General features: G+C 62.0%; 21 protein-coding genes and 1 riboswitch. Of the genes, 9 read left to right on the forward strand and 12 right to left on the reverse strand.

Features of this window, described 5'->3' with window-relative positions:
• Positions 1–35: 35 nt before the first annotated feature.
• Positions 36–1,061: a phenylalanine--tRNA ligase subunit alpha gene (gene pheS / locus Q0Y09_RS12705; protein ID WP_297722410.1), complete on the reverse strand. Its 1,026-nt coding sequence runs from the start codon at positions 1,059–1,061 to the stop codon at positions 36–38.
• A 15-nt stretch (positions 1,062–1,076) separates the two neighbouring features.
• Entirely contained in the window at positions 1,077–1,754 is a 678-nt protein-coding gene (locus tag Q0Y09_RS12710; protein ID WP_297722413.1) for a polysaccharide deacetylase family protein, read from the reverse strand.
• Between the two features lie 597 nt (positions 1,755–2,351).
• On the opposite strand from Q0Y09_RS12710, the gene Q0Y09_RS12715 reads away from it, so the two are divergent.
• The 6 genes from Q0Y09_RS12715 to Q0Y09_RS12740 all read left to right on the forward strand — a co-directional run bounded on the left by Q0Y09_RS12715 (position 2,352) and on the right by Q0Y09_RS12740 (position 8,222).
• On the forward strand, positions 2,352–3,734 hold the full coding sequence (locus Q0Y09_RS12715; RefSeq protein ID WP_297722416.1) for an MATE family efflux transporter: 1,383 nt from the start codon (positions 2,352–2,354) through the stop codon (positions 3,732–3,734).
• 13 nt (positions 3,735–3,747) lie between these two features.
• On the forward strand, positions 3,748–5,286 hold the full coding sequence (locus Q0Y09_RS12720; RefSeq protein WP_297722419.1) for an NAD(P)H-hydrate dehydratase: 1,539 nt from the start codon (positions 3,748–3,750) through the stop codon (positions 5,284–5,286).
• Between the two features lie 30 nt (positions 5,287–5,316).
• Positions 5,317–5,949 carry a hypothetical protein gene (locus Q0Y09_RS12725; protein ID WP_297722421.1) on the forward strand — a complete coding sequence of 211 codons (633 nt, stop codon included), beginning with the start codon at positions 5,317–5,319 and terminating at the stop codon, positions 5,947–5,949.
• Between the two features lie 3 nt (positions 5,950–5,952).
• Positions 5,953–7,068, forward strand: coding sequence for an alanine racemase (gene alr / locus Q0Y09_RS12730; RefSeq protein WP_297722423.1), 1,116 nt, complete (start codon positions 5,953–5,955; stop codon positions 7,066–7,068).
• Positions 7,069–7,264: 196 nt separating this feature from the next.
• Positions 7,265–7,630, forward strand: a complete 366-nt coding sequence (locus tag Q0Y09_RS12735) for a type II toxin-antitoxin system PemK/MazF family toxin (RefSeq protein WP_204739285.1) — start codon at positions 7,265–7,267, stop codon at positions 7,628–7,630.
• Positions 7,631–7,688: 58 nt separating this feature from the next.
• Positions 7,689–8,222, forward strand: coding sequence for a hypothetical protein (locus Q0Y09_RS12740; protein ID WP_297722430.1), 534 nt, complete (start codon positions 7,689–7,691; stop codon positions 8,220–8,222).
• Between the two features lie 68 nt (positions 8,223–8,290).
• Here the strand turns inward: Q0Y09_RS12740 and dinB are convergent, their stop codons facing one another.
• From dinB to Q0Y09_RS12760, 4 genes are all read right to left on the reverse strand, one after another.
• The gene (dinB, locus tag Q0Y09_RS12745) at positions 8,291–9,547 is read right to left on the reverse strand and encodes a DNA polymerase IV (RefSeq protein WP_297722434.1); all 1,257 of its coding nucleotides are present in this window, start codon (positions 9,545–9,547) and stop codon (positions 8,291–8,293) included.
• 69 nt (positions 9,548–9,616) lie between these two features.
• Positions 9,617–10,816, reverse strand: coding sequence for a DUF2812 domain-containing protein (locus Q0Y09_RS12750; protein ID WP_297722437.1), 1,200 nt, complete (start codon positions 10,814–10,816; stop codon positions 9,617–9,619).
• Positions 10,813–11,130 (reverse strand): PadR family transcriptional regulator, encoded by a 318-nt coding sequence (locus Q0Y09_RS12755; RefSeq protein ID WP_297722440.1) that lies wholly within the window; start codon positions 11,128–11,130, stop codon positions 10,813–10,815. Before Q0Y09_RS12755 ends, Q0Y09_RS12750 begins: the two co-directional genes overlap by 4 nt.
• 138 nt (positions 11,131–11,268) lie before the next feature.
• A complete protein-coding gene (locus tag Q0Y09_RS12760) occupies positions 11,269–11,955 on the reverse strand; it encodes an ECF transporter S component (RefSeq protein ID WP_297722443.1) in 687 nt (228 codons plus the stop codon).
• A 125-nt stretch (positions 11,956–12,080) separates the two neighbouring features.
• A riboswitch (FMN riboswitch) is annotated at positions 12,081–12,223 on the reverse strand.
• 163 nt (positions 12,224–12,386) lie between these two features.
• Here Q0Y09_RS12760 and Q0Y09_RS12765 point away from each other — a divergent pair.
• The 3 genes from Q0Y09_RS12765 to Q0Y09_RS12775 all read left to right on the forward strand — a co-directional run bounded on the left by Q0Y09_RS12765 (position 12,387) and on the right by Q0Y09_RS12775 (position 15,603).
• Positions 12,387–12,887: an SLOG family protein gene (locus tag Q0Y09_RS12765; protein ID WP_297722446.1), complete on the forward strand. Its 501-nt coding sequence runs from the start codon at positions 12,387–12,389 to the stop codon at positions 12,885–12,887.
• Positions 12,888–13,027: 140 nt separating this feature from the next.
• The gene (locus Q0Y09_RS12770) at positions 13,028–13,408 is read left to right on the forward strand and encodes a BlaI/MecI/CopY family transcriptional regulator (protein WP_297722449.1); all 381 of its coding nucleotides are present in this window, start codon (positions 13,028–13,030) and stop codon (positions 13,406–13,408) included.
• Positions 13,405–15,603, forward strand: a complete 2,199-nt coding sequence (locus tag Q0Y09_RS12775) for a M23/M56 family metallopeptidase (protein WP_297722452.1) — start codon at positions 13,405–13,407, stop codon at positions 15,601–15,603. Before Q0Y09_RS12770 ends, Q0Y09_RS12775 begins: the two co-directional genes overlap by 4 nt.
• 51 nt (positions 15,604–15,654) lie before the next feature.
• Here Q0Y09_RS12775 and Q0Y09_RS12780 read toward each other — a convergent pair whose 3' ends face one another.
• From Q0Y09_RS12780 to Q0Y09_RS12805, 6 genes are all read right to left on the reverse strand, one after another.
• Positions 15,655–18,147, reverse strand: a complete 2,493-nt coding sequence (locus Q0Y09_RS12780) for an ATP-dependent Clp protease ATP-binding subunit (protein ID WP_297722455.1) — start codon at positions 18,145–18,147, stop codon at positions 15,655–15,657.
• Positions 18,148–18,250: 103 nt separating this feature from the next.
• Positions 18,251–18,997, reverse strand: a complete 747-nt coding sequence (locus Q0Y09_RS12785) for a CvpA family protein (RefSeq protein WP_297722458.1) — start codon at positions 18,995–18,997, stop codon at positions 18,251–18,253.
• Positions 18,998–19,025: 28 nt separating this feature from the next.
• Positions 19,026–20,201, reverse strand: coding sequence for a DUF5711 family protein (locus tag Q0Y09_RS12790; protein WP_297722461.1), 1,176 nt, complete (start codon positions 20,199–20,201; stop codon positions 19,026–19,028).
• Positions 20,202–20,243: 42 nt separating this feature from the next.
• On the reverse strand, positions 20,244–20,996 hold the full coding sequence (truA, locus tag Q0Y09_RS12795; RefSeq protein WP_297722464.1) for a tRNA pseudouridine(38-40) synthase TruA: 753 nt from the start codon (positions 20,994–20,996) through the stop codon (positions 20,244–20,246).
• A gap of 40 nt (positions 20,997–21,036) precedes the next feature.
• Positions 21,037–21,843: an energy-coupling factor transporter transmembrane protein EcfT gene (locus Q0Y09_RS12800; protein ID WP_297722468.1), complete on the reverse strand. Its 807-nt coding sequence runs from the start codon at positions 21,841–21,843 to the stop codon at positions 21,037–21,039.
• Positions 21,843–22,709 carry an energy-coupling factor transporter ATPase gene (locus Q0Y09_RS12805; RefSeq protein ID WP_297722471.1) on the reverse strand — a complete coding sequence of 289 codons (867 nt, stop codon included), beginning with the start codon at positions 22,707–22,709 and terminating at the stop codon, positions 21,843–21,845. Before Q0Y09_RS12805 ends, Q0Y09_RS12800 begins: the two co-directional genes overlap by 1 nt.
• Between the last annotated feature and the right edge of the window lie 13 nt (positions 22,710–22,722).

Below are 22,722 nucleotides of genomic sequence, written 5' to 3' on the forward strand. Positions count from 1 at the left end.
CATATCCTGCGCCCTGAGGTTTTGAGACCGACGCCTCAGAATTGCTCCAGGAAACGCACGTCGTTTTCAAAGATAAGCCGCAGGTCGGCGATTTTGAAGCGGCGCATGGCGGTGCGCTCCAGACCGATGCCGAAGGCCCAGCCGGAGTAGACATTGGTGTCGATGCCGGCCATCTCCAGCACACGGGGGTGGATCATCCCGGCGCCCAGCAGCTCGATCCAGCCCTCGCCCTTGCAGGTGGGGCAGCCCACGCCGCCGCACTTGTGGCATTGGACGTCCATCTCGCAGGAGGGCTCGGTGAAGGGGAAGTGGTGGGGGCGGAAGCGGGTCTTGGTCCCCTTGCCGTAGAGCTTCTCCACCACGGTGTTGAGGGTGCCCTTCAGGTCGGCCATGGTGACACCCTTGTCAATGACCATGCCCTCCACCTGATGGAACATGGGGGAGTGGGTGGCGTCCACCTCGTCCTTGCGGTAGACCCGGCCGGGGGCGATGATGCGGATGGGCAGCTCCATGGTGTCCATGGCCCGGACCTGCATGGGGGAGGTCTGGGAGCGGAGCATCACACGGGAGTCCTCATCAAAGTAGAAGGTATCGCTCCAATCCCGGGAGGGGTGCCCCTCCTCTGCGTTGAGCCGGTCAAAGTTGAGCTCGGCCAGCTCCACCTCGGGGCCGTCCAGCACAGTAAAGCCCATGCCGATGAAGATCTCCTTGATCTCGTCCAGGGCGATATACATGGGGTGGCGGTGGCCTTCCCGGTAGGGCGTTCCGGGGATGGTCACGTCCAGGGCCTCGGCGGCCAGACGGTCCTCCAGGGCCTTGGTCTTCAGCTCGCTGCCCCGGCGCTCCAGGGCCTCCTCCAGGGCGGAGCGGACCTCGTTGGCCAGCTGACCCATGGCGGGGCGCTCCTCGGCGGTGAGCTTGCCCATCTGCTTCAATACGGCGGTGAGTTCGCCCTTCTTGCCCAGGTACTGGACACGAAGCGCGTCCAGGGCGGCGGAATCGTTGGCGGCGTCGAAGGCAGCCAGGGCCGTCGCACGGATGTTTGCTAACTGTTCTTTCATGATGATAACTCCTTTTTACCCCTCCGGCAGATAGCAGGCGGGGCTGTTTGTGGTATTGATGTTATAGCGGGGCAGCGCATAAAAGCCCTCGCTGAGCGAAGCCGGCACCACCTGGGTGGTTACGGTGACGGAAAAGTGTGTGCGGAGAAATTCATCTGCCCAGGGCTCGGTTTTTCCGTGTGGGTAGGCAAAGAAGAGGACCTCCTGTCCCAATTCCTTTTGTATGGTATCTACGCTCTGCTGGAGGCCTGGAAGGACCCGGCTGTTATAATCCTCCTGCGTCTCTCCCGGGCGGCGCTGAATGCCGTAGGTGTGATACGTCTCATCATAGCGGTGAAGGTCAAAGGTGTGAGACCCAAACTCCACCAAACCGGAGTCGACCATCTCTCTGCACATATCCCAGGAGAGAAAGCCGGGGTCCCCGCTTTCCTGGCCGGATACGATGAGGGAGATGACCGCCTTGGCCTCCAGCTCCTGGAGTATGGGGAATGCAGTATGGTAGCAGCTGGCGTAACCGTCGTCAATGGTGACCATTATGCCTTTGTCCGGGAGCGTCGCTCCATAGACCAGATCCTGCGGCAGGAGAAAGGTGTAGCCATTGTCACGGAGCCATTGGAGATCAGAACGGAATCGCTCTGCCGTCGTGGTCACATCGTTGCAGGATTCGGGGTTTTCCACGAAGTGATGATACATGAGAATGTAGATCGAGCCAGAATGTGAATTATAGGAAAATTTAGGCGAATTTACCACGGGGGGAGGGTAGACACTTCGAGTTCCGGCTCTGCGGATGACTGGGAGGGAAGCGGGGACTGGGCGGTGGGGAGCTGATGGGTACAGCCGCCGCAGAGAAGCCCGAGGGTGAGAAAGAGAGAACAGCCGGCCCGAATGGGGGTGTCCATCAAACGCATCACAGAAACCTCCTTTTTCATTGTTATGATAAACAAAAAAGCCCTCCGTCCCAACACTCTGGGACGAAAGGCAAACCTTCCGCGGTACCACCCGCAATTCCCGCGCACAGGCGCGGGCACTCTCGGCCCCGATAACGTGGGGCCACGCCGTCCCTGTCTCCAGGGCCGCTCCGGGGCGAACCAAGCGCGGCGTCCGCAGTCTGGCTTTCAGCCGGTGACCAGACCTCTCTTGGCGGCGAGTACGCACTATTTTCCCCTTCTACACATTTACAAATGTACTTTATATCACATCAGAGAGAAAAATGCAAGATAAAATTGACGGGAGAGCATCCAAGGACTATAATGGGGGGCAGTTCAGCACCCAAAAGAAGGTGGTGGAGGTATGAAGCAGGATCGGCGGACGCTGCTGCTCTACGAGCCCAACCTGTATAAGGCGTTCCTCACGCTGGCGCTGCCAGTCTTCGGGGCCAATTTCATGAAGGCGTTCAATGAGCTGGTGGATACCTTTTTTATCGGCCAGACCGCCAACTCTGTGGCGGCCCAGGCGGGGGTCTCCCTCTCCTGGCCCCTCATCAATATTTTTGCCTCTTTTCAGGTAGGCTTTGGTGTGGCCGGTGTGGCGGTGGTGAGCCAGCTGCTGGGAGCGGGGCGTAAGGAGGAGGCCAGGGAAAACGCCGGTGTCCTTCTGATGGTGGCGGTCCTTTTCGGCGTGGTACTCAATGTGCTCCTCTACCTGAGCGCGCCATGGGTCATGGCGATCACCGGCGCGTCCGGCGATGTCCTGCATTGCAGCGTCTCCTATCTGCGGGTGCGCTCCTTTGAGCTGGTATTTACCTTTGTTTTTGCAGCGTTTCAGGCGGTGCGCCAGGCACAGGGGGATACGGTGACGCCGGTGACACTTTCGGTGAGCGCCGTGGTGCTCAATATCGTGCTTACCGCTGTTTTTGTCCAGGGTATGGGATTGGGGGTCTTCGGCGCTGGTCTGGCCACGGTGCTGGGCAATGTAGCGGTGGCGCCGGTGTGCCTGTATCTTCTCTTTGCCAGGCGGCAGCCGCTCTGCCTGGAGCTGGGACGCATCACCCTGTCGTGGCCCATCCTCTGCCGCCTGACCAGAATTGCCGCTCCGGCAGCCTTCAGCCAGGCGCTGAGCTCTCTGGGCTTTCTGGTACTCCAAGCGGTTATCCTCAGCTACGGCGAGGCAGTGACGGCAGCCTTCAGCATCGGCAATAAGATCTCCAATATCCTGCTCATGCCAGTACTGGCGCTGGGGTCGGTGCTGGCGGCCTATGTGGGACAGAACATCGGCGCCGGCAACGGTGACCGGGCCAGGCAGGCATATCGGGTGAGTCGGAACATCGGCCTGGCCATCGCTGTGGCGGGCAGCTTGCTCCTGCTGCCCTTCCGAGAGGAGCTGGTGGCCCTCCTCAGCAATGACAGCGCCACCCAAACTGCTGCGGTGGAGTATATGTTCTGGGTCCTCCTGACCCAGCCGCTCATGTCTCTGTTTCAGAACTATCTGGGGGTGTTCAACGGGTCTGGAAGGACCATCTATGCCTTCTGGATGTCTACCGCGCGGCTGTGGCTGGTCCGCCTGCCGCTCATTACGCTCTTCAAACAGTTCACCGAGGTGGGCAGCGCCGGCGTCTGGTATGCCATGGTGCTGAGCAACTTTATCATCCTGTTCCTGGGCGCTTTTCTGTACCGCAGGGTAGACTTTACCCCCCTCCGTATGGAGATAGAGGGGCAGGGACAGCAAACGATTTAGGAGGAATGGACCCATGAAGATCGCCACTGCGGAACAAATGCGGGCCCTGGACCGGGCTGCCATCCAGGACCGGGGCATTCCGTCCCTTCTCTTGATGGAGCGCGCGGCCTCGGCGGTGGCAGAACGCTGTCTGGAGCGGCTGGAGGAGACCGGGCGTGGGAGGGCGGCTATCTTCTGCGGCGCCGGAAACAACGGAGGCGACGGTGTAGCCGCCGCCCGGCTGTTGCTGGAGGCGGGCGTGGAGATCCGTTGCTTTCTGGTGGGCCGCCGGGAGAAGATGACGCCCGACTGCCGGGAGATGGAACGTCGTTTGGAGGCAGTGGGTGGAAAGCTAGAAGACTTTACAGTAGATCCGGACTTTGCTGCCTGGTGTCTGGACTGCGATCTGATGGTGGACGCCCTTTTTGGCATCGGGCTCAACACCGAGCTGCGGGGAGACGCCTATACCGCCGTGCAGATGATGAATACCTGTTCCGTCCCTGTGGTCGCGGTGGACATCGCCAGCGGCGTAGAGGCCGACACTGGTCGAGTCCTGGGCTGTGCGGTGGAGGCGGAGGAGACCGTGACCTTTACCCTGCCCAAGGCGGGCCATCTGCTGGGGGAGGGGGGCGTCCTGTCTGGACGGCTCACTGTGGCCGACATCGGCATTCCAGCAGACCTGGTGCGCAGGGTGGAAAGCGATCTCCACGCCGTGTTCCCATGGGAGCTCCATCTGCCCCGGCGTCCCAGGGATTCCCACAAGGGGAACTATGGTAAAGTATATATCCTTGCTGGCAGTGTGGGGTACAGCGGCGCTCCGGTGCTGGCCGCCCGGGCGGCGGTGCGGACGGGCTCCGGTCTGGTCACACTGGGGGTCCCGGCTCCGGTGTGGCCCGTGGCGGCTCAGAAGCTGGATGAGGCCATGCCACACCCCCTTCCGTCCTCTAAGGACGGCATGCTCTCTCTGGAGGCGGCGGAGGAGGTCCTGCGGCGGCTGGAGCTCTGCGGGGTCTGCCTGGTCGGCCCGGGACTGGGGCGGAGCAACAGCGTAAGCTCGGTGGTTAGGCATGTGCTGCGCACAGCCCATCTCCCCATGGTGGTGGACGCCGACGGCATAAATGCCCTGGCCGGGCATATAGATGGACTGGACGCCCGCCGTGGCGCGTGTACGGTGCTCACGCCTCACGACGGAGAATTTGCCCGGCTGGGCGGGGACCTCTCCGCCGGGGACCGGCTCTTGGCCGCACGGACCTTTGCCGCTGAACACGGATGCGTGCTGGTGCTCAAGGGTCACCGGACCATCACGGCTTTCCCGGACGGTGATGCCTATGTGAACACCACCGGAAATCCCGGCATGGCCAAGGGAGGGAGCGGCGATGTTCTCAGCGGAATCATCCTCTCTCTGTTAGGCCAGGGACTCCCACCCCGGACGGCGGTTCCGATGGCGGTCTGCCTGCACGGCATGGCGGGGGACCGGTGCGCCGAGACCCTTGGAGAATACGGCATGACCCCGGGGGATATGATCGACTGCCTTCCCGCTGTGCTCAAGGAGATCGCCGGGCAGCAGAGCTGAGCACCGAAAATCAGAACAGGAGGCGGAGCTGTGCGCAGAACGGCATCCGCACTGATGATGACCCTGTGTCTTCTGCTCTCCGGCTGCGGTGGGGGGAGCATGGACAAGGCAGATCAGCTGACCCTGGATCTCCGGGGCGAGTATCTCGGTCTGGAGCGGGTGACGGCCCAGATGGAGGTGGAGGCGGACTATGGTCGCCGTGTATACGACTATACCATCGCGCTGGACTGGCAGAGGGAGGGCGAAACGACCCTTTCCGTGACAGAGCCGGAGGAACTGGCGGGGATCACCGCCCGAATTGCCGAGGGGAAGACCTTTTTGGAGTTTGACGGCGTGAGCCTGGAGACGGGGCCATTGGATGAGAGTGGGCTTTCCCCTCTGAGCGCCGCCCCTGAGCTGCTCCGTGCGGCGGCAGAGGGCTTTATTGCCGAGAGCGGCTTTGACATTCTGGGCGAGCAGGAGTGTCTGCGGCTTCTCTGCCGGGACCCGGAGGGGGAGCCGGGGGTGGGGACAGAGCACACCCTCTGGTTTGATCCTTCAACCGGAAATTTGCTGCGGGGAGAGATCAGCGTAGATGGACAGAGGGTCATTACCTGCGAGGTCAGATCCTTTGTCAAAGAAAAAGCGGGGGAGAGGCAGCCCCAAAATGAAGGAGAGACATAGACCATGGAGGGTGCACAAAAGAGGACCTGGGCGGAGGTCGACCTGGGGCGGCTGGCGCGAAATTACCACGCCCTGCGGGACCTGACTGAGCCGGACTGTAAATTCCTGGGCGTGGTGAAGGCCAATGCCTATGGTCACGGAGCGGTGCCGGTGGCCAGGAAGCTGGAGGAGCTGGGAGCGGACTATCTGGCGGTGGCCTGCCTGGACGAGGCAGTGGAGCTCCGCACGGCGGGGATCGGCCTTCCGCTCCTGATCCTCGGCGTGACGCCGGTGGAGTACGCGGACGTTCTGATGGAGTATGAGATCACCCAGACGGTGGGGGATCTGGAGACGGCACAGGCCCTCTCCGCCGCGGGTACAGCGGCGGGCCAAAGGGTCAGGGTCCACCTCAAGGTGGATACCGGGATGTCCCGGCTGGGCTTTTTGTGGAGCCAGGGGGCGGAGGAGGACATCCGCCGCGTGTACGCCCTGCCCGGCCTGGACTGTGAGGGTATCTTCACCCACTTTGCCGATGCGGATGGGGACGAGGCGTATACCATGGCGCAGTTCACCCGGTTCCTGGACCTGCTGGACGCCTTGAAGGAGGAGGGTGTGACCTTCCCAATTCGCCATTGCGCCGCGAGCGCCGCTGTGTTAAACTATCCGTGTACCCATTTGGATATGATCCGGCCTGGGATCGCCCTCTACGGACACTATCCCGCCCCCGGTATGGAGCACACCTGTCCTCTGGAGCCGGTGATGACGCTGAAGACCCGTGTGGCGGCGGTGCGGACCCTGCCTGCCGGTACGCCGGTAAGCTACGGCTGCACCCATGTTCTGGGGCGGGACAGCCGGTTGGCTGTGTTGCCCGTGGGCTACGCGGATGGCTACTTCCGGCTGTTTTCCGATCAGCTGGCGGTGGAGGTCCGGGGAGGGAAGGCCCCCTTGGTGGGCCGTGTATGTATGGACATGTGCATGGCCGATGTCACGGATCTGATGGAGGTTCAGCCCGGCGATGAGACGACCCTCTACGGCAACAATGTGCCGGTGGAGGTCGGCGCTGCGCTGGCGGGCACCATTCCATACGAGCTCCTCTGCGACGTCTCCCCCCGGGTGCCCCGGCTCTACCGGGAGAGCTGAACGCAGCTCCTCTGTTTGGCATATGCTGAAGGGGGAGGATCCGCCGGGCAGGCGGCGGGATGGCCCGCCGCGCCCCGATTTTAGAGACCTGGCGTATAATTCCCGCCGCCCCGTGGGAGAATCATAGTGTCGGCGTTACATAGGGCTTTGGCCTTGGTGACGCTGGGCACTATCTTCCAGCGGAGTGTGAGCATACGTGGACAACAGCGTGAAACGCGGCGATATTTTTTATGCCGATTTGAGCCCCGTGGTGGGAAGTGAGCAGGGCGGCGTCCGCCCGGTGCTGATTATTCAGAATGACACCGGGAACCGGCACAGCCCTACGGTCATTGCAGCCGCCATCACATCCCAGACAGGGAAGGCCAAGCTCCCCACACACATTGAACTGGCCGCCATGAGCTATGGTCTGCCCAAGGATTCGGTGATTCTCCTGGAGCAGATCCGGACCCTGGACAAACGGCGGCTGCGGGAACGGATGGGCCGCCTGGACGAAAAACTGATGCACCGGGTGGATTCTGCCATCGCCGTCAGCTTTGGCCTGCATCCGGAAGAACTGGTATAAGGGGAGTGGCCGGCCATCGGTCCGGCCGCCTCCCTCCTTTGTAAATTGGAGGTTACATATGAAGAATCGTCCCCAAACGGTCCTCACCGCCGTCCTCTCTGTGGGCGCCCTGGCTCTGCTGCTGGGCGCTGCGGCTGGCGGTCAGACCGACCCTCTGGTCACGATGAGCTATCTCAATGATGTGAACGCCCCTGCCATCCTGAAACAGGTGGAATCCAAGCTGGACAGCCGGGAGCAGGCCCTGGTGGACAAGCTGGGTGGGGTTGCGGATGCCTATGTCCAGGAGGTGGAGGCGCTCTTGGGTTCCTCCGGCGGGACGAATACTTCCACGTCGGCCTTTTCTGTGGTGACCGTAAAGGCGGGGCAGCAGCTTCTGGGCGCTACCGGCTGTGAGCTGCTGCTGCGGGGCGGCTCTGCCGTCTGTGTGGCAGACTCCGCCCCCGGACTGGTGGACTCCACGGACGGCTCCACGCTGGTCTCCGGCGGCGCCCTCCAGCTCAATCACCTTTACCTGATTACCGCCGATGGCCGTGGGCTCCAGGCCGCTGCGGACGCCACGGTGATGGTCCGGGGCAGCTACACCATCTCTTAAAAGCAAACAAAGCGGGAAATGAGAGACCCTCCGCGTCGAAGCGCGGAGGGTCTCTTTGCCTCTGTGTGCTAATCCCGCCCGGAGCCGCCGGGGGGCGGGATGCTGCCGGCGTGGCCGGCGGGGTGGTCGATGTCCTCTCCCATGGTGACAGCGGAACGAATGGCGCTTTTGCCGTACTTGCTTCGGATGCCGTCCACCGTCCGCTCCAACTGCTCCCTCCGTTCCCGACGCGGGGGTGCGTCAGCGGCAAAGAGGTCCAGCTGTTCCCCGGATTCCCCTTCGGGGATCAGATTCTGTCCCGTGATGGTGAGGGCGCGGATGGGGGCGCTGCCGCTCCAAGAGGACTGGATAAGGCTCAGAGCCGCCCGGCCAATGTCCTGAGCGGTACAGGATGGGACCTCCAGACGGGTCTGGCGGCAGATGTCCTTGAAATTTGGGTCCCGTATGGTGACCTGAACGGTGGCGCACCGCATGGCATGCTTCCGCAGTCGGGCGGCTACGCTGTCGGCGAGGAGGGCCACTCCGGTGTGGACGTCCTGCCAGCCCACCAGGTTCCGCCGGAAGGTAATGCCGTTGCCCACCGATTTGGGCGGCGGAGTCTCCCCAGCGCGGGTCACCGGGCTGTGCTCCAGGCCGGCGGCGTACTCATAGAGCTGTCCGCCCTGCTTGCCCAGCAGCCGCTCCAGGCCCTCCCGCCCAAAGGCGGCCAGATCCCCGATGGTGTGGACGCCGTACTGACTGAGTACTCTGGCCGAGGCCCGGCCCACGAAAAGAAGATCAGTCACCGGCAGAGGCCACACCCGTTCCGGCACGTCGGCCCGGGTGATGACCGTGGTAGCGTCCGGCTTTTTCAGGTCGCTGCCCAGCTTGGCGAAGACCTTGTTAAAGGAGACCCCTACGCTGATGGTAAGGCCGGTCTCCTCCCGCACCGTCCTGCGGATCTGGTCGGCGATGGCTCTGCCGTCTCCTCCGAAGAGGTGCATGGAGCCGGTAATGTCCAGCCAGCTCTCGTCGATGCCGAAGGGCTCCACCAGATCGGTATACCGCTCGTAGATGGCGTTGACCCGCTTGGACCAGAGCCGGTACTGGTCGTGATGGGCGGGGAGGAGGACGAGGTCGGGGCATTTCCGCCGGGCCTGCCAGATGGTCTCCGCCGTTCTGACCTGGAATTTCTTGGCGACTTCATTTTTGGCCAGGATAATGCCATGTCGGCTCTCCGGGTCGCCGCACACCGCTACCGGTCTGTCTTTCAGCTCCGGCTTGTCCCGCAACTCCACCGAGGCATAAAAGCCGTTGAGGTCGCAGTGTAGAATGGTCCGGTCCATGTCCCCACCCCCTTTGTTCCAGTGTATCACAGGAAATCCAGTTAGTCAAACACCTGTTCGATGGAATCCTTACCCATCCCATTGGAGAAGGGCGGCCACCCGGTCCAGCTGTTCCGTCAGGTCGTGGTCTCCAGTGTAGTCCAGACAGAGCACCCGGCTCCCCAGTCGGGCGAAGAGCCACTGGCCGCCGTAGTCCACGTCCTCCGCCACCACCAGCTGGTCAAAGCCAGGGGCGGACAGCTCCTCCACAGTATACCACTCCGGCACATAGCGGAGGTCATAGAGCTCGTAGTCCATCAGGTCCTCCAGCAGGGGACCGGCCAGGAAGGGGAGGGTCAGGTCGTACCACTCCAGATCCAAACGGCGGCGCTCCCCGGCCACGGTCCCTGCCTGGTCTACCTGGTAGATCCTGGCCAGGGGTTTGCGTTCATAGGAGACGAAGTTGTTCCGGTCGGGGCCCTCATAGCCGGGATAGCCGAAGGGGTCTGGAGCATAGCCGTCTCCCTCCAGCTCCGCCAGGGAGAGCACCGGGGCGGGGCGGTCCAGGGCGGAGAGCTCCAGATCCCACTTGGTCACCCCGGCGAAATAGGCGGCGGTGGAGCCGATCTGAATGAGGGCGGCCACAGACAGCAGAAGAGTATAGCCCTGCCGCACCAGTCCGGTGTGCCGCCAGCGGTCTGGCCGTTGGGCCGGGACCCCAGCCCGGAGCCGCTTCCGCAGGCGGCACAGGCCCCACACTTCCCAGGTAAAATGGAGGATGAAGACCAGTTCCAATAGCAGGACTGTGCCGGAGTAGAGAGAGCTGAATTTGACCAGGCGCAGCACCGGGCCGAAAGCGCTGTCCAGAGCACCCCACACCAGAAAGGCCGCCAGGGCGGCCATCAGGGCCAGGAGCAGCCAGACCGCACGGCTCAGCCTTTTGGTGATCCGGTCCAGGGTGTAGCTCTGGGCCACCGGGTCGGTGTGGAAGTCGGGGGCGTCCGGGTCGTCCGTCCGGAACAGGGCCAGATGGCCCAGCCGCCCCACATAGGTCCAGCCCATGTCGCCATACTCGGCGGTCTGGGCAGGGGGGAGGTCCCCCTTTTCCTCCGTGGGCTCGGCGTGGTAGCGGACCCGAGCCGGCTGTCCGGCCTGGAAGTGGGCAAAGAAAACCCCTACCCCCTGGAAGTGGAGCCCCTTGGCCGCCATCTCCTCCAGCCACAGCTCCACGCCAGCCAAATCCAGATAGTCTACCGGGATGAGTCTGCGTACCATGTCGTGCTGCTTCATGTCTCTCCCTCCTCGCTGTCGGCGTCGGCCACGCAGGCGCGCAGCCGGGCCACCTCCTCCTGGTATCGGTTTTCCCCGGATTCCGTAAGCTGATAGGTCCGTTTTCTCCCCTCCACGGCCACCTCCTTGAGGAAGCCCTCCTCCTGAAACTTGGCCAGAATGGTGTAGAGGGTACCGGGGCCCATGTTCACCCGGCCTTTGGTCTTCCGAGCGACGAAGTCGGCCACCTCGGTGCCGCACAGGGCCTGCTTCCGGAAGGCCATGAGCACATAAAACATGGTCTCGGTGAGGGATTCCATCGCTTTTTTGCCCATGGACCGGCCTCCTCTCTTAATATCATATCTCGATATCGCCTATCGATATTATAACATCGAGGCACGATATCGTCAAGCAAAAAAGCGCCCTCCGGCGGGAAAAGCCGGAGGGCGCAAACCGTAATAGGGAAGACAGATTCAGATGACGTCCCAGAGGACCAGGGCCAGCAGGACGAAGGTGGCCAGCAGCACCAGGGAGAAGAGGAGGAAGCCGGCGCTGGAGCGGCGGGAGGGCTGGTCACTGGCGGAGGGGGCGATCAGACCGGACCGGCGCAAAGCGGTGACCACGGGCTTGTAGAGCAGGAGGGTGGCGGCCATGTTCATCCCGCCCTTGACCAGGTTGAAGGGGAGGAAGATGGGCACCAGCATGTCGGCGATGGCCTCTCTGGGCATTCCCTGATAGATGGGGGTGAGGAAGTAGTTCCAGAGCAGCATGATGACAGTGAGGGCAGCCGTACCGGCGGCCAGACCCAGGACGGCGCCCGCCATGGTGTGGCGCTTCTTGTAAATAAAAGTGGCGGTGCAGCAGAAGGCGCAGGTGGCCAGAGCATTCATGACAAAACCGATGAGACCGGTGTGGCTGATGGTAATCATCTCCACGAAGGCCACTACGATGGCCATGGAGGCGGAGGCCATGGGCCCGAAGACAAAGCCGCCGATGCAGATGACCACGTCCTTGAAGTCGAAGTCCAGAAAACCGTTGACGCTGGGCAGCAGCTTGGACAGCAGCATGACCACAAAGGCAATGGCGGAGAGCATGGCCAGGGTGGTAATGGTTTTTGTGTTGGCAGTAGAACGGCTCTTGACCAAGGTGGGATCGGACATGAAAATACGCGCTCCTTCCAGACGCGGCCTGCTTCGGCCGCGCCCTATGTAAAGTAGAAAACACCTGAAAGACCCAATGTCTTCCAGGTGTTAAACACGTTACATGGGGAGAGGTGCGCGTTTGAACACATCTTCTTCCATCCAGACTTCGTGCACCGAGGAAAGCACGTCACTGTCGGTCCCGGAGTTCCACCGGGTCAGCCGCGCGGAAGCGCGGGTCGCGGACTGTACCGCCGATCGGGATTTTCACCCTGCCCTGAAGACATCTTTGATTCAGTTGTTCTCTCTACCTGCTATTATACATAGCCGCGCGAAAAATGCAAGCCCCAAATTCAAGAAAACAAATGTTCGATTCCCGTTGACTTGGGCGGCGGGATATACTACAATATCAGAGACAAGGTGACAGTGAGAATGGGAAAGGGGGGAACTGCGTGCGGAGAGAGACCACCTGCTGCTTCACCGGGCACCGGCCCAATAAGCTCTCCTGGGGGAGTAACGAGGGCGATCCCCGGTGCATTGCCCTGAAGGAGCGGCTGAGGGAATCCCTAAAAGTGGCCTACGACGACGGCTACCGCCATTTTCTCTGTGGTATGGCCTTGGGCTGCGACCTCTATTTCTGTGAAGCGGTGCTGGACCTGCGGGACCGGCGCCAGGGGGTTACGGTGGAGGCCGCTGTCCCCTGCGAGGAACAGGCTGCCCGGTGGCGGGAAAGGGACCGGGCACGATACGCCTCACTGCTGGAGCGGTGCGACTATGAGACCCTGGTCCAGCACCAGTACACCCCTGGGTGCATGCAGCGACGGGACCGATATATGGTGGACCGGTCCCAGCGCATCATTGCCGCCTATGACGGGAGGACTGCGGGAGGGACCCTGTACACCCTGACCTATGCCATGCGCCAGGGGTTGGAGACAGTGATCCTGGATCTATAACAAAGAGACCCTGCGCCGGTAAACGCCGGCGCAGGGTCTCTTTCTGCATTTGCAAAATTTCTCTTGACAATTCGTTTCTGCAAATGTAGAATATGCTTACAGAAGACTTCTGCAAATGCAAAATATAGGGGGATCCCAAAGTGAAGGAAAACAAACGACTGCCGGAATCAGAGCTGGATATCATGCTGGTGGTGTGGGCCGGTGGGGGAGGGGTCACCGCGCCCGCCATCCTGGAGGGCCTGGAGCGGCCTTTGACGGCCAGCGCCCTCCACAGCTACCTCAAGCGGCTGGAGGAAAAGGGCTTTCTCACCTGCACCAAGGAGGGAAAGGTCAATGTCTACACGCCCCTGGTGAGCCGGGAGGACTACCAGCGCAGCGAGGGGCGCAGCATTCTGCAAAAGCTCTACGGCGGGTCCCTCTCCCGGTTTGCCGCCGCCCTCTATGGCGGAGAACGGATCGCGCCTGAGGAGGTGGAGGCCCTCCAGGCCCTCCTGGACCAGATGAAGGAGGGGGAGCGATGATCGCAGAACTGGCCGGACGGCTGGTGCGCCTCTCTCTGATGACATCGGTGGTCCTGCTGCCCCTGCTGCTGCTGTGTCCCCTCATCCAGAAACGCTATACTGCAAAGACCGGTTATGTCCTATGGCTGGCTTTGGCAGTGTGGCTCCTGCTGCCGGTGGACTGGTCCCTGCCGGAGCACGCCGTCACCATCACGGTGCCGGAGACGTCCCAGGTGTGGGCAGCGCCGGCGGAGCCGGCCATCACGACGGCAGAGACTGGAATGGCGAAGCCTCCTGCCCGTCAGACCGTACTTACCCCGGTCCAAGTCCTGGCCGGGACCTGGCTGGCGGGAGCCCTGGGGCTGTTGCTGTGGCACGGGACGGGTTACCTGCTGGCCCGCCGGCGGCTGCGGGCAGGGAGCTGGGAGGAGCCGGGAGACCAGGCTTTGATGGCCGCTCTCTGGGCGGGTGAGCACGGTCAGCCGGAGGTGCTGAGGACGGCGGACCCGGCTGCACCTTTGTCGCTGGGGCTTGTTCAGCCACTGGTCTTCCTGCCCGCTGGGCTGGGGGAGGAGGAGACTGATCTGGTCCTCTCACACGAGCTCGCCCATGTTCGCCGGCGCGATCTCTGGTATAAATTTCTCCTGTTGCTGGTCAACGCCGCACACTGGTTCAACCCTCTGGTGTGGTGGATGTGCCGGCAGGCGGGACAGAACCTGGAATATTGCTGCGACGACGCAGTGGTGGATGGTCGGGATGCTGCCTTTCGGCATGCGTACGGACAGCTCCTCCTGCGGTACGCCGCCCACGGCGCCGGCGTCCCCCTGTACGCCACCCGGCTGAGCAGCGGGGGCCGGCAGATGAAAGGAAGGCTGATGAATCTGTTTCTCAAGAAAAAGACCGGCGTATTGCTGGTGGCGGTAGCTCTGTGTGCCGCCGTGGCCGTAGGCTCTCTGGTGACCTTCCAGCCTGCCCGGGCCGAGACGCCCATGACGGCCCAAGAGGCCCTGGACACCCTGGCCGAAAGCGTGACGATTACCGACAAGGAATTATCCTTTACCATTCCTGCGGCCTATGAAAAAGCCGACGACTGGCGGATTCAAGTGTCGGGACGCTATCAGATGGGGGAGGGGGAGGCCACGAGCATCCACCTCATCAGCAACGATGGCACTGCCGGACGCTGGAAGGGGGGAGAGGGAGCCTACTCCGTCCCCCTCACCGACTACGATCTGGACCAGTTTGAGGACTTGACTCTGTGGGCCTTCCTTACCGACGAGGATGGGAAGGAGCTGGAGCGGGAGGTGGACCTGCTGGCGCTCCGACGCGGCGTTCTGACGGATGGGGCAGATGCCATCATCAAATGGGTGGACTCTGATGCTGTTGAGCCCGTCTGGGTCTGGCCAGTGCCGGAGTATCAGGAGGTCACGGAAACCTTCGGTACCCGTGTCCACCCCATTACAGGGGAGACCACCAGCCACGACGGCGTGGACCTCGCCGCCCCGGAAGGAGCGGCGGTGCTGGCGGTGCGCAGCGGTACCGTGGCCGAGACCGGCTGGGATGACACCGATGGAAATTACGTTCTTCTGGACCACGGGGAGGGCCTCACCACCCGGTATGGCTGTCTGAGTGCGGTCTCCGTCCAAACAGGGGATGCCGTGGCGCAGGGAGATGTCTTGGGGACGGTAGGCCAGACCGGCGCTGCTACTGGCCCCCATCTCCACCTGGAGGCGGCTCAGGACGGTGCCCTGTATGATCCCCTGAGCTGGTTCCAGGTGCTGCAGGAGACGGCCTTGAAGCCGGAGGCCGTCACCCTCCAGGGGCTGACCCTGACCTGCAATGGCCACAACTACGATTTGACCGAGCGTTCGCCCGCCATCACCGCTGTGACCCGGATGGAGTGGGTGGGGGAGGAGCTCCTCCTGGAGTGCCACACCGGCCCCAAAAACAACCTCTACCTGGTCTTTGATCCCCGGACCGAGACCTTTGTGAAGGAACTGGCCGGGACCCACCTCATCTGGAAGGGGGCGGATCTGACCACGGCGGTCTATGCCTTCTGGGGCGATATCTGCACCTGGGGCGGCACCGTGCTGACCACAGTAGACCTTGGAACAGATGGCTATGTCAGTGATTTGTCCTTTACAGATGATAAGACTCAGATAGTGGTGACCGTCACCCAGAATGAGGTCAGCAGCACCCAGCTGCTTTCCCTGACCTGATCCAAAGACAGCAAAAGGCCCGCCGTATGGCGGGCCTTTTCACGCTGTATGTTAGAGCGCCAGCAGCTCGATCTTGCCATCCTTGCTTACGGCTTTGAGCTGGGTGATGGGCTCCAGGTAGCTGTCAATGATCTTGGTGGCGATGGGGTCCTCCAGGTCCTTCTGGACCTGACGGCGGAGGTTCCGGGCGCCATAGGTGAGGGAGTAGGAGGTCTTGACCAGGTGGTCCAGAACACTCTCATCCCAGGTGAAGGTGATGCCTTTATCCCGGAGGTTGTCGGTGAGCTCGCCCAGCATGATCCTGGCGATCTCCTTGAAGTTGTCCTCGCTGAGGCGGTTGAAGTAGACCACCTCGTCCACCCGGTTGATGAACTCAGGCCGCAGGAAGGAGCCCAGGGCCTTCATGGCCTTGTCCTTGCCCTGCTCCTTGTCGGTGCGGCCAAAGCCCACAGAGCCGCCGCCCTTGTCGCTGCCGGCGTTGGAGGTCATGACGATGACGGCGTTCTCAAAGTTCACGTTCCGGCCCTGGGCGTCGGTGATATGGCCGTCGTCCAGGATCTGGAGCATGATGTTGAGCACGTCGGGGTGGGCCTTCTCGATCTCGTCGAAGAGGATGACGCAGTAGGGCTTCCGGCGGACCTTTTCGGTGAGCTGACCGGCCTCATCGTAGCCCACATAGCCCGGCGGGGAGCCGATGATGCGGCTGACGGCGAACTTCTCCATGAACTCCGACATATCCAGCCGGATGAGGGATTCGGGGGAGTTGAACATATCCTGAGCCAGCTGCTTGACCAGCTCGGTCTTGCCCACACCGGTGGATCCCACGAAGATGAAGGATACGGGCTTGCGCTTGGAGGCGATGCCCACCCGCCCCCGGCGGATGGCGTTGGCCACCTCGTGGACGGCCTCGTCCTGGCCGATGATATGGCTCTTGAGCCGGTCCTCCAGGTGAGCCAGCCGCTCAAATTCCTGCTCCTGGATCTGGGTGGCGGGGATTTTGGTCCAAAGCTCAATGACCCGGGCCAGGTGGGCCACAGTGAGGGGAGGGGTAAGTTGATCGGCCAGGGCGTCCTTCTCCTGGTTGAGCTGGAGTTCCTGGCTCTTGAGAACGGCCAGACGCTGATAGGCTTTCTCACTGTTGATGCGCTCCAGCTCATTGCGCTCCTGATTCACCTGCTCCAGCTGCTGCCGCAGCTCGGAGAGCTTGTCCTGGCGCTCGGTATCCTCCGGCTGAGCGGGGGTGTTTTCCAGCTTTTCCTTCTGCTGCTGGAGGGCCTGCTCCCGGCGGCGCAGCTTTTCAAAGGGCTCGCCGGATTTGTCGTTGGCGGCGGCCAGCATGACCTCCCGCTCCTTGGCAATGTCGGCCAGCTCTTTGTCGATCTGCATGGTCCGGGTGAGGGCCTTGTTGTGGAGGTTTACGTCAGAGGAAGCCTCATCAATGAGGTCAATGGCCTTGTCGGGGAGGAAGCGGTCGGTGATATACCGCTCCGACATGGTGACCGCCAGGCGGCACATCTCAGGAGAGATGGTCACATGGTGATACTGCTCATAGTAGGGGGCGATGCCTTTGATGATCTCTATGGCGTCGTCCACGGAAGGTTCCTCCACCATGACCGGCTGGAACCGGCGCTCCAGGGCGGAGTCCTTTTCGATGTATTTGCGGTATTCGGTGAGGGTGGTGGCACCGATGACCTGGATCTCGCCCCGGGAGAGGGCGGGCTTTAGGATATTGGCGGCGCTCATGGAGCCCTCTGCGTCGCCGGCGCCCACCAGATTGTGGACCTCGTCAATGACCAGGATAATGTTGCCCAGCTTCTTGATCTCCTCGATCAGGCCCTTCATCCGGCTTTCAAACTGGCCGCGGAACTGGGTGCCCGCCACCAGGGAGGTGAGGTCCAGAAGATAGACCTCCTTGTCCAGCAGCTTGTAGGGCACATTTTTCTCGGCAATGCGCAGGGCCAGACCCTCGGCAATGGCAGTTTTACCCACGCCGGGCTCGCCGATGAGACAGGGGTTATTCTTCTGGCGGCGGTTGAGGATCTGCACCACCCGCTCCAGTTCGGCATCCCGGCCCACGATGCGGTCCAGCTTTCCTTCCTGGGCGCGGTTGGTGAGGGAGATGCAGTAGTTCTCCAAAAACTTGCGCTTGGGCTGACGCTCCTTGGCGGCGGATTTTTCCTCCCTCTGCTGGCGGGTCTGTTCGCCGCCGGAGGGCTCAGAGGCAGGCTGCCCGCCGAAGAGCTTGTTGAGGAAGGGGAAGGTGGCAGTGCGGCCCTCATCGTCCTCCTGATCGTCGTCGGGCTGGGGAGCCAGGCCCTCCATGCCTTCAGCGCCGCCGAAAGCGGACATCATCTCATTGGTGAGGCCCTCCAGGTCCTCCTCACTGATGCCCATTTTCTTCATCATATCCTCTACGGGCTTGATCCCCAGCTCCTTGGCGCACTTGAGACAGAGACCCTCGTTTTTGGTCTCTCCCCCTTCGATGCGAGTGACGAAGATCACGGCCACGTTTTTATGGCAACGGGAACAAAGTGTAGGCTGCATACTTAACTCCTTTTCGGGAGATGGGTCGCGCTGCATACATCCCCCGGAGAATCGAATCTATCACGGAAATATGAACTGGTGATGAATTTCGCATAAAAACTTTTTAGGCCAGTCGGGAGGCGGTCTCCGCCGCAGCGGCCAGTCCCCCCAGGACCAGGGCCACCGGATTGGTGGTCATGAAAAATTTGAGCAGGTAGGTCTGTCTCACTGTCTCCTCGGGGATGACCTTGCCCAGATAGCGGAGGACCCAGGCGCACAGGAAAAGGATGGCACAGCCCTTTATCAGCCCCAGGACAGCGCCGCCGGTCTTATTGAGAAAATGCAGGCCGGGGAGCCGGGCCACCAAGTTCAGCCCGTGGCTGAGTAAAGTCCAGACGATAAGAATGAGGACAAAAAAGACCACGAAAAGGATCATATAAGCGACAGTCCCGGCGATGGAAGCGGCCACAGCCGCAGCGGCGCTGGCGGCTGCCTGGGTCATACCCTGCTCCACCGCGCTGTTGACGGCGTCCACGGCGCTCTGATAGAAGCCCATGTCCTTGAGGGCTTCGAGAATCTCGGTGAGAGGAATGTCGTTGGTCTGCGCATCGTCGCCCCCGTCAGGGAGAAGGTCGTGCTCGGCGATCTCCTGGTCCAGATGCTCCTCAATGGCGGCGGCGAATCGGGGTTCCAGATAGTCAGCCACCATGGGGGAGAGGGCGCCGGACAGGAAACCGGCACCAAGGAAGGCAACCAAAACGGCCACAAGGCCGCACAGGGAGAGGAGAAGTCCCCGGGAGGCGCCGCGGATGGTGAAGGCCAGGAGAAGAATGAGCAGGATAATGTCAATGAGAAGGGGAGTCGTCAGCATGGTCACACCTCGGAAAAACACAAAAGGGTCAGTTGGGAATATAGAGTTGAGCGGTCTCACCGCTGGCAAGATAGGCGGTGCCGTCGCTGCGGAGGACCACGCTCCGGGCGCCTGCGGTATTGTCCAGGACCTGATAGGGCTGGAGGTCCTTGGTATAGATGGTGAGATGGGCGGCGGTGAGCACGGCCACGTACCGGCCAGAGGCGGAGACATCCAGGATCTGCTCTTCCAGCTCCAGGGAGGCGATGGTCTCACCGGTGCTGTCCACAGTGGTCAGCGCGGCGCTGCTGCCCGCCCGGTACTTGCCCAGAAGAAGGGCGGCGAAGCCGTCTCCACCCATGGCGTAGTCCTTCAGATAGGCCCCGCCGTAATCATAAGTGGCGTTGGATGCGCCGTCGGCGCTCACGATGCTCAGGCCGGTTTCCCCCAGGGCCCAGAACGAGTTCCCGGAACAGCTCAGGTCCAGAATGGCGTTGTTGCCCAGAGAACACTGGGCGAAGGCCGATTCGTCGCCCCTGGCGTAGAGATTCAGGATGCTTTCAAAGGCGTTGCCGGTCTGTCCCACGGTGAGAACGGCGGTGGTCTTTCCGTCCTGTGAGAGGATGCTGTCCATGATGTAGCTGGTGGAGATCCGGATGGCCATATAGGGTTGATAGTCGCTCCCATAATGGGTGACTACCCCTTTATAGCCGGTCTCCCGGGTGACCACGGTGAGGGAGCCGTTTGGCCCCATGTGAGCGGAAAGGATCTCGTGGCCCTGCTGGGCGTTGAGGGAGAAGACGCAGCTGCGGTCAGCGTAGACCCGCAGCACCGTGCCGCCGGCGTCGTAGACCACAGCGGCGTCGCCCCGGACGTCGGCGACTGGGCGGAGGAGGGATACGGCTTCATTGAGATATTCCACGCCGCTGGAGGAATACAGCCGGACGCCGGCAGAGGACCACACCAGCAGATCGTCCTCCAGACTGGAAAAGCCGCCCCGTCCAGAGCTGTCAAACTGGAAGGCGTCGATCTGGCCGGAGTCGCTCCGCTCCAGGGAACGGTAGGTGAAATAGCGTTTGACGGCGTCCAGATTGATCCAGTCCCGGTAGGCCACCAGGGCCACCGCGCCAAGCAAGAGGGCCAGTGTGAGGAGAAAGGCCAGAAGGCGCAGGATGGGATTGGTTTTTTTCTTGGGTGCCGGCGGGACCGGCCTGAGTTCTTCCATGTTATGCGCTCCTGATCGTGGTGGAATGGAGGGAAAGGAGGATCACAGCACGTCCTCATTGTACCACAGCTTGGTCATATAGAGACCGCCGGGGGGCACAGTAGGGCCGGCAGCGGTGCGGTTTTTGCTCTCCAGGATGGCGCTGACCTCCTCGGGAGCGAACTTGCCCTCGGCGGCGTAGACGCAGGTGCCCACCATGGCCCGCACCATGTTGTAGAGGAAGCCGTTGGCGCATACCCTGCATTCAATGAGCTCGCCGTTGCGGCTGATGTTGAAATAATGGACGGTGCGGACAGGGGAGCGGACGTCGGTGCCCACTGCCCGGACAGCAGAGAAGTCATGGGTGCCCACGAAGCAGTCGGCCGCCCGCTGCATCACGGTCTCGTCCAGGAGCTTGGGATAGAACCAGGCCCGGTCCACATAAAAGGCGTTGCCCAGCCGGGAGTTGTAGATGCGGTAGGTGTACTCCTTTTTGATGCAGGAGCCGATGGCGTTGAAGTCCTCCGGGACCTCGGTGGCCTTCACCACCACAATGTCGTCCGGCAGGCGGGTATTCACTGCCAGGGGAATGCGGTCACAGGGGATGGAGGAGGTGGTGCGGAAGTTCGCAATGTAGGTCTCGGCGTGTACTCCGGCGTCGGTACGCCCGGCGCCGGTGCATTTCACCGGGTGGCAGACCACGGTGGCGAGGGCCTTTTCCAGCGTCTCCTCCACGGTGACGGCATTTTTCTGCACCTGCCAGCCGTGGTAGGCGGTGCCCACGTACATGAGTTTGAGGGCAATGTTCCTTGTCATAAGCAATTCAATGGCAGTAAAGCCATACTCCTTGTCATTATCAGAGCCCGATGGACCGGAGGATCAGCACCGCCGCCACCAGGGCGCCGCCCAGAAGAAGGGCGGCTGCGTCAGCGCCCCGGAACCGGAGCTGCCGCAGACGGGTACGCCCCTCGCCGCCGTGATAGCAGCGGCACTCCATGGCGGTGGCCAGCTCCTCCGCCCGGCGGAAGGCAGAGATGAAAAGCGGCACCAGAAGGGGGACCAGGGCTTTGGCCTTCTGAAAGAGATTGCCTGTGTCAAAGTCGGCCCCTCTGGCCTTTTGGGCGGACATGATCTTGTCGGTCTCCTCGATGAGGGTGGGGATAAAGCGCAGGGCAATGGACATGATCATGCTCAGTTCATGGACGGGGACGTGGAGCTTTTTAAGGGGGCCCAGCAGCCTTTCCAAGCCGTCGGTGAGCATGATGGGCGAGGTGGTATAGGTGAGCATAAAGGTGCAGGTGATGAGGAAGGAGATGCGCAGCACCATGAAGAAGGCAGCCCACAGGCCCTCCACGGTGATTTTCAGGAACTTCCACTGCCAGATGGGGGTGCCGGGGGTATAGAAGATATTGAGCACGGCGGTGAGTACGATGATAAACAGGATGGGCTTCATACCCCGGAGAATGGTTTTGGGCTGGATCTTGGAGATGGCGATGCAGGCGCACAGCACCGCAAAGAGCACGGCGTAGGCTGCAATGCCTTTGGCAGAAAAGAGGGCGACGATATAGAGAACGGTGAAGAGCAGCTTGGTCCTGGGGTCCAGCCGGTGGATGACGGTATTGCCAGGGAAATACTGCCCTAAAGTGATGTCCTTGAGGGCCATTACACCGCCCCCTTTCGTGCCAGGTAGTCCCGGACGGCGGTGCGGGCCTGGTCAATGGTATAGACCGAAGGGTCGATGTCTACGCCCATGGCCCGCAGCCGGTGAAAGACCCGGGTGACCTGGGGGACGCCCAGGCCCATGGCCTCCAGCTCGGCGCCGTGGGCAAAGACCTCCCGGGAAGTGCCGGAGAAGGGGATCTGCCCCTTGCTCACCACCACCAGACGGTCCACGCTCCGGGCCACCTCTTCCATGGAGTGGGAGACCAGAATGATGGTGGCGTTTTTGGCCTTATGGTAGTCCCGGATATTCCCCAGAATGGACTCCACGCCCACCGGGTCCAGCCCGGCGGTGGGCTCATCCAGGATGAGGACGGCGGGCTCCATGGCGATGACGCCGGCAATGGCCACCCGGCGCTTCTGTCCGCCGGAGAGCTCGAAGGGGGACTTCTCCAGGATGGCGTCAGGGAGACCGACGAAGGCGGCGGCAGAGCGTACCCGGCGGTCTACCTCGTTTTCGTCCAGCTTCATGTTCCTGGGGCCGAAAGCGATGTCCTTGTAGACCGTCTCCTCAAAGAGCTGATACTCCGGGTACTGGAAGACCAGCCCCACCTGGAACCGGGTCTGGCGGGTGCGCTCCTTGCTCGCCCAGATGTCCTGCCCCTCAAAGAGGACCCTGCCCGAGGTGGGCTTCAAAAGGCCGTTGAGGTGCTGGATCAGGGTGGACTTGCCGGAGCCGGTCCGGCCAATGATGCCCAGATATTCGCCCCGGTAGGCGGCAAAATCCACGTCGCGAAGGGCGGCATGCTCAAAGGGAGTGCCGGAGGAATAAATGTGGCTGAGTTGTTCCGTCTGTATGATGGCGTCCAAAGGTGGATCAGTC

The sequence above is a fragment of the Intestinimonas sp. genome (assembly GCF_026169115.1).
Lineage (GTDB): Bacteria > Bacillota > Clostridia > Oscillospirales > Oscillospiraceae > Intestinimonas.

Excerpts from the sequence above, each read along its gene's own strand:
- pheS (WP_297722410.1), bottom strand. The coding sequence starts at position 1,061 with ATGAAAGAACAGTTAGCAAACATCCGTGCGACGGCCCTGGCTGCCTTC.
- Q0Y09_RS12710 (WP_297722413.1), bottom strand. The coding sequence starts at position 1,754 with ATGTATCATCACTTCGTGGAAAACCCCGAATCCTGCAACGATGTGACC.
- Q0Y09_RS12715 (WP_297722416.1), top strand. The coding sequence starts at position 2,352 with ATGAAGCAGGATCGGCGGACGCTGCTGCTCTACGAGCCCAACCTGTAT.
- Q0Y09_RS12720 (WP_297722419.1), top strand. The coding sequence starts at position 3,748 with ATGAAGATCGCCACTGCGGAACAAATGCGGGCCCTGGACCGGGCTGCC.
- alr (WP_297722423.1), top strand. The coding sequence starts at position 5,953 with ATGGAGGGTGCACAAAAGAGGACCTGGGCGGAGGTCGACCTGGGGCGG.
- Q0Y09_RS12740 (WP_297722430.1), top strand. The coding sequence starts at position 7,689 with ATGAAGAATCGTCCCCAAACGGTCCTCACCGCCGTCCTCTCTGTGGGC.
- dinB (WP_297722434.1), bottom strand. The coding sequence starts at position 9,547 with ATGGACCGGACCATTCTACACTGCGACCTCAACGGCTTTTATGCCTCG.
- Q0Y09_RS12750 (WP_297722437.1), bottom strand. The coding sequence starts at position 10,816 with ATGAAGCAGCACGACATGGTACGCAGACTCATCCCGGTAGACTATCTG.
- Q0Y09_RS12755 (WP_297722440.1), bottom strand. The coding sequence starts at position 11,130 with ATGGGCAAAAAAGCGATGGAATCCCTCACCGAGACCATGTTTTATGTG.
- Q0Y09_RS12760 (WP_297722443.1), bottom strand. The coding sequence starts at position 11,955 with ATGTCCGATCCCACCTTGGTCAAGAGCCGTTCTACTGCCAACACAAAA.
- Q0Y09_RS12775 (WP_297722452.1), top strand. The coding sequence starts at position 13,405 with ATGATCGCAGAACTGGCCGGACGGCTGGTGCGCCTCTCTCTGATGACA.
- Q0Y09_RS12780 (WP_297722455.1), bottom strand. The coding sequence starts at position 18,147 with ATGCAGCCTACACTTTGTTCCCGTTGCCATAAAAACGTGGCCGTGATC.
- Q0Y09_RS12785 (WP_297722458.1), bottom strand. The coding sequence starts at position 18,997 with ATGCTGACGACTCCCCTTCTCATTGACATTATCCTGCTCATTCTTCTC.
- Q0Y09_RS12790 (WP_297722461.1), bottom strand. The coding sequence starts at position 20,201 with ATGGAAGAACTCAGGCCGGTCCCGCCGGCACCCAAGAAAAAAACCAAT.
- truA (WP_297722464.1), bottom strand. The coding sequence starts at position 20,996 with ATGACAAGGAACATTGCCCTCAAACTCATGTACGTGGGCACCGCCTAC.
- Q0Y09_RS12800 (WP_297722468.1), bottom strand. The coding sequence starts at position 21,843 with ATGGCCCTCAAGGACATCACTTTAGGGCAGTATTTCCCTGGCAATACC.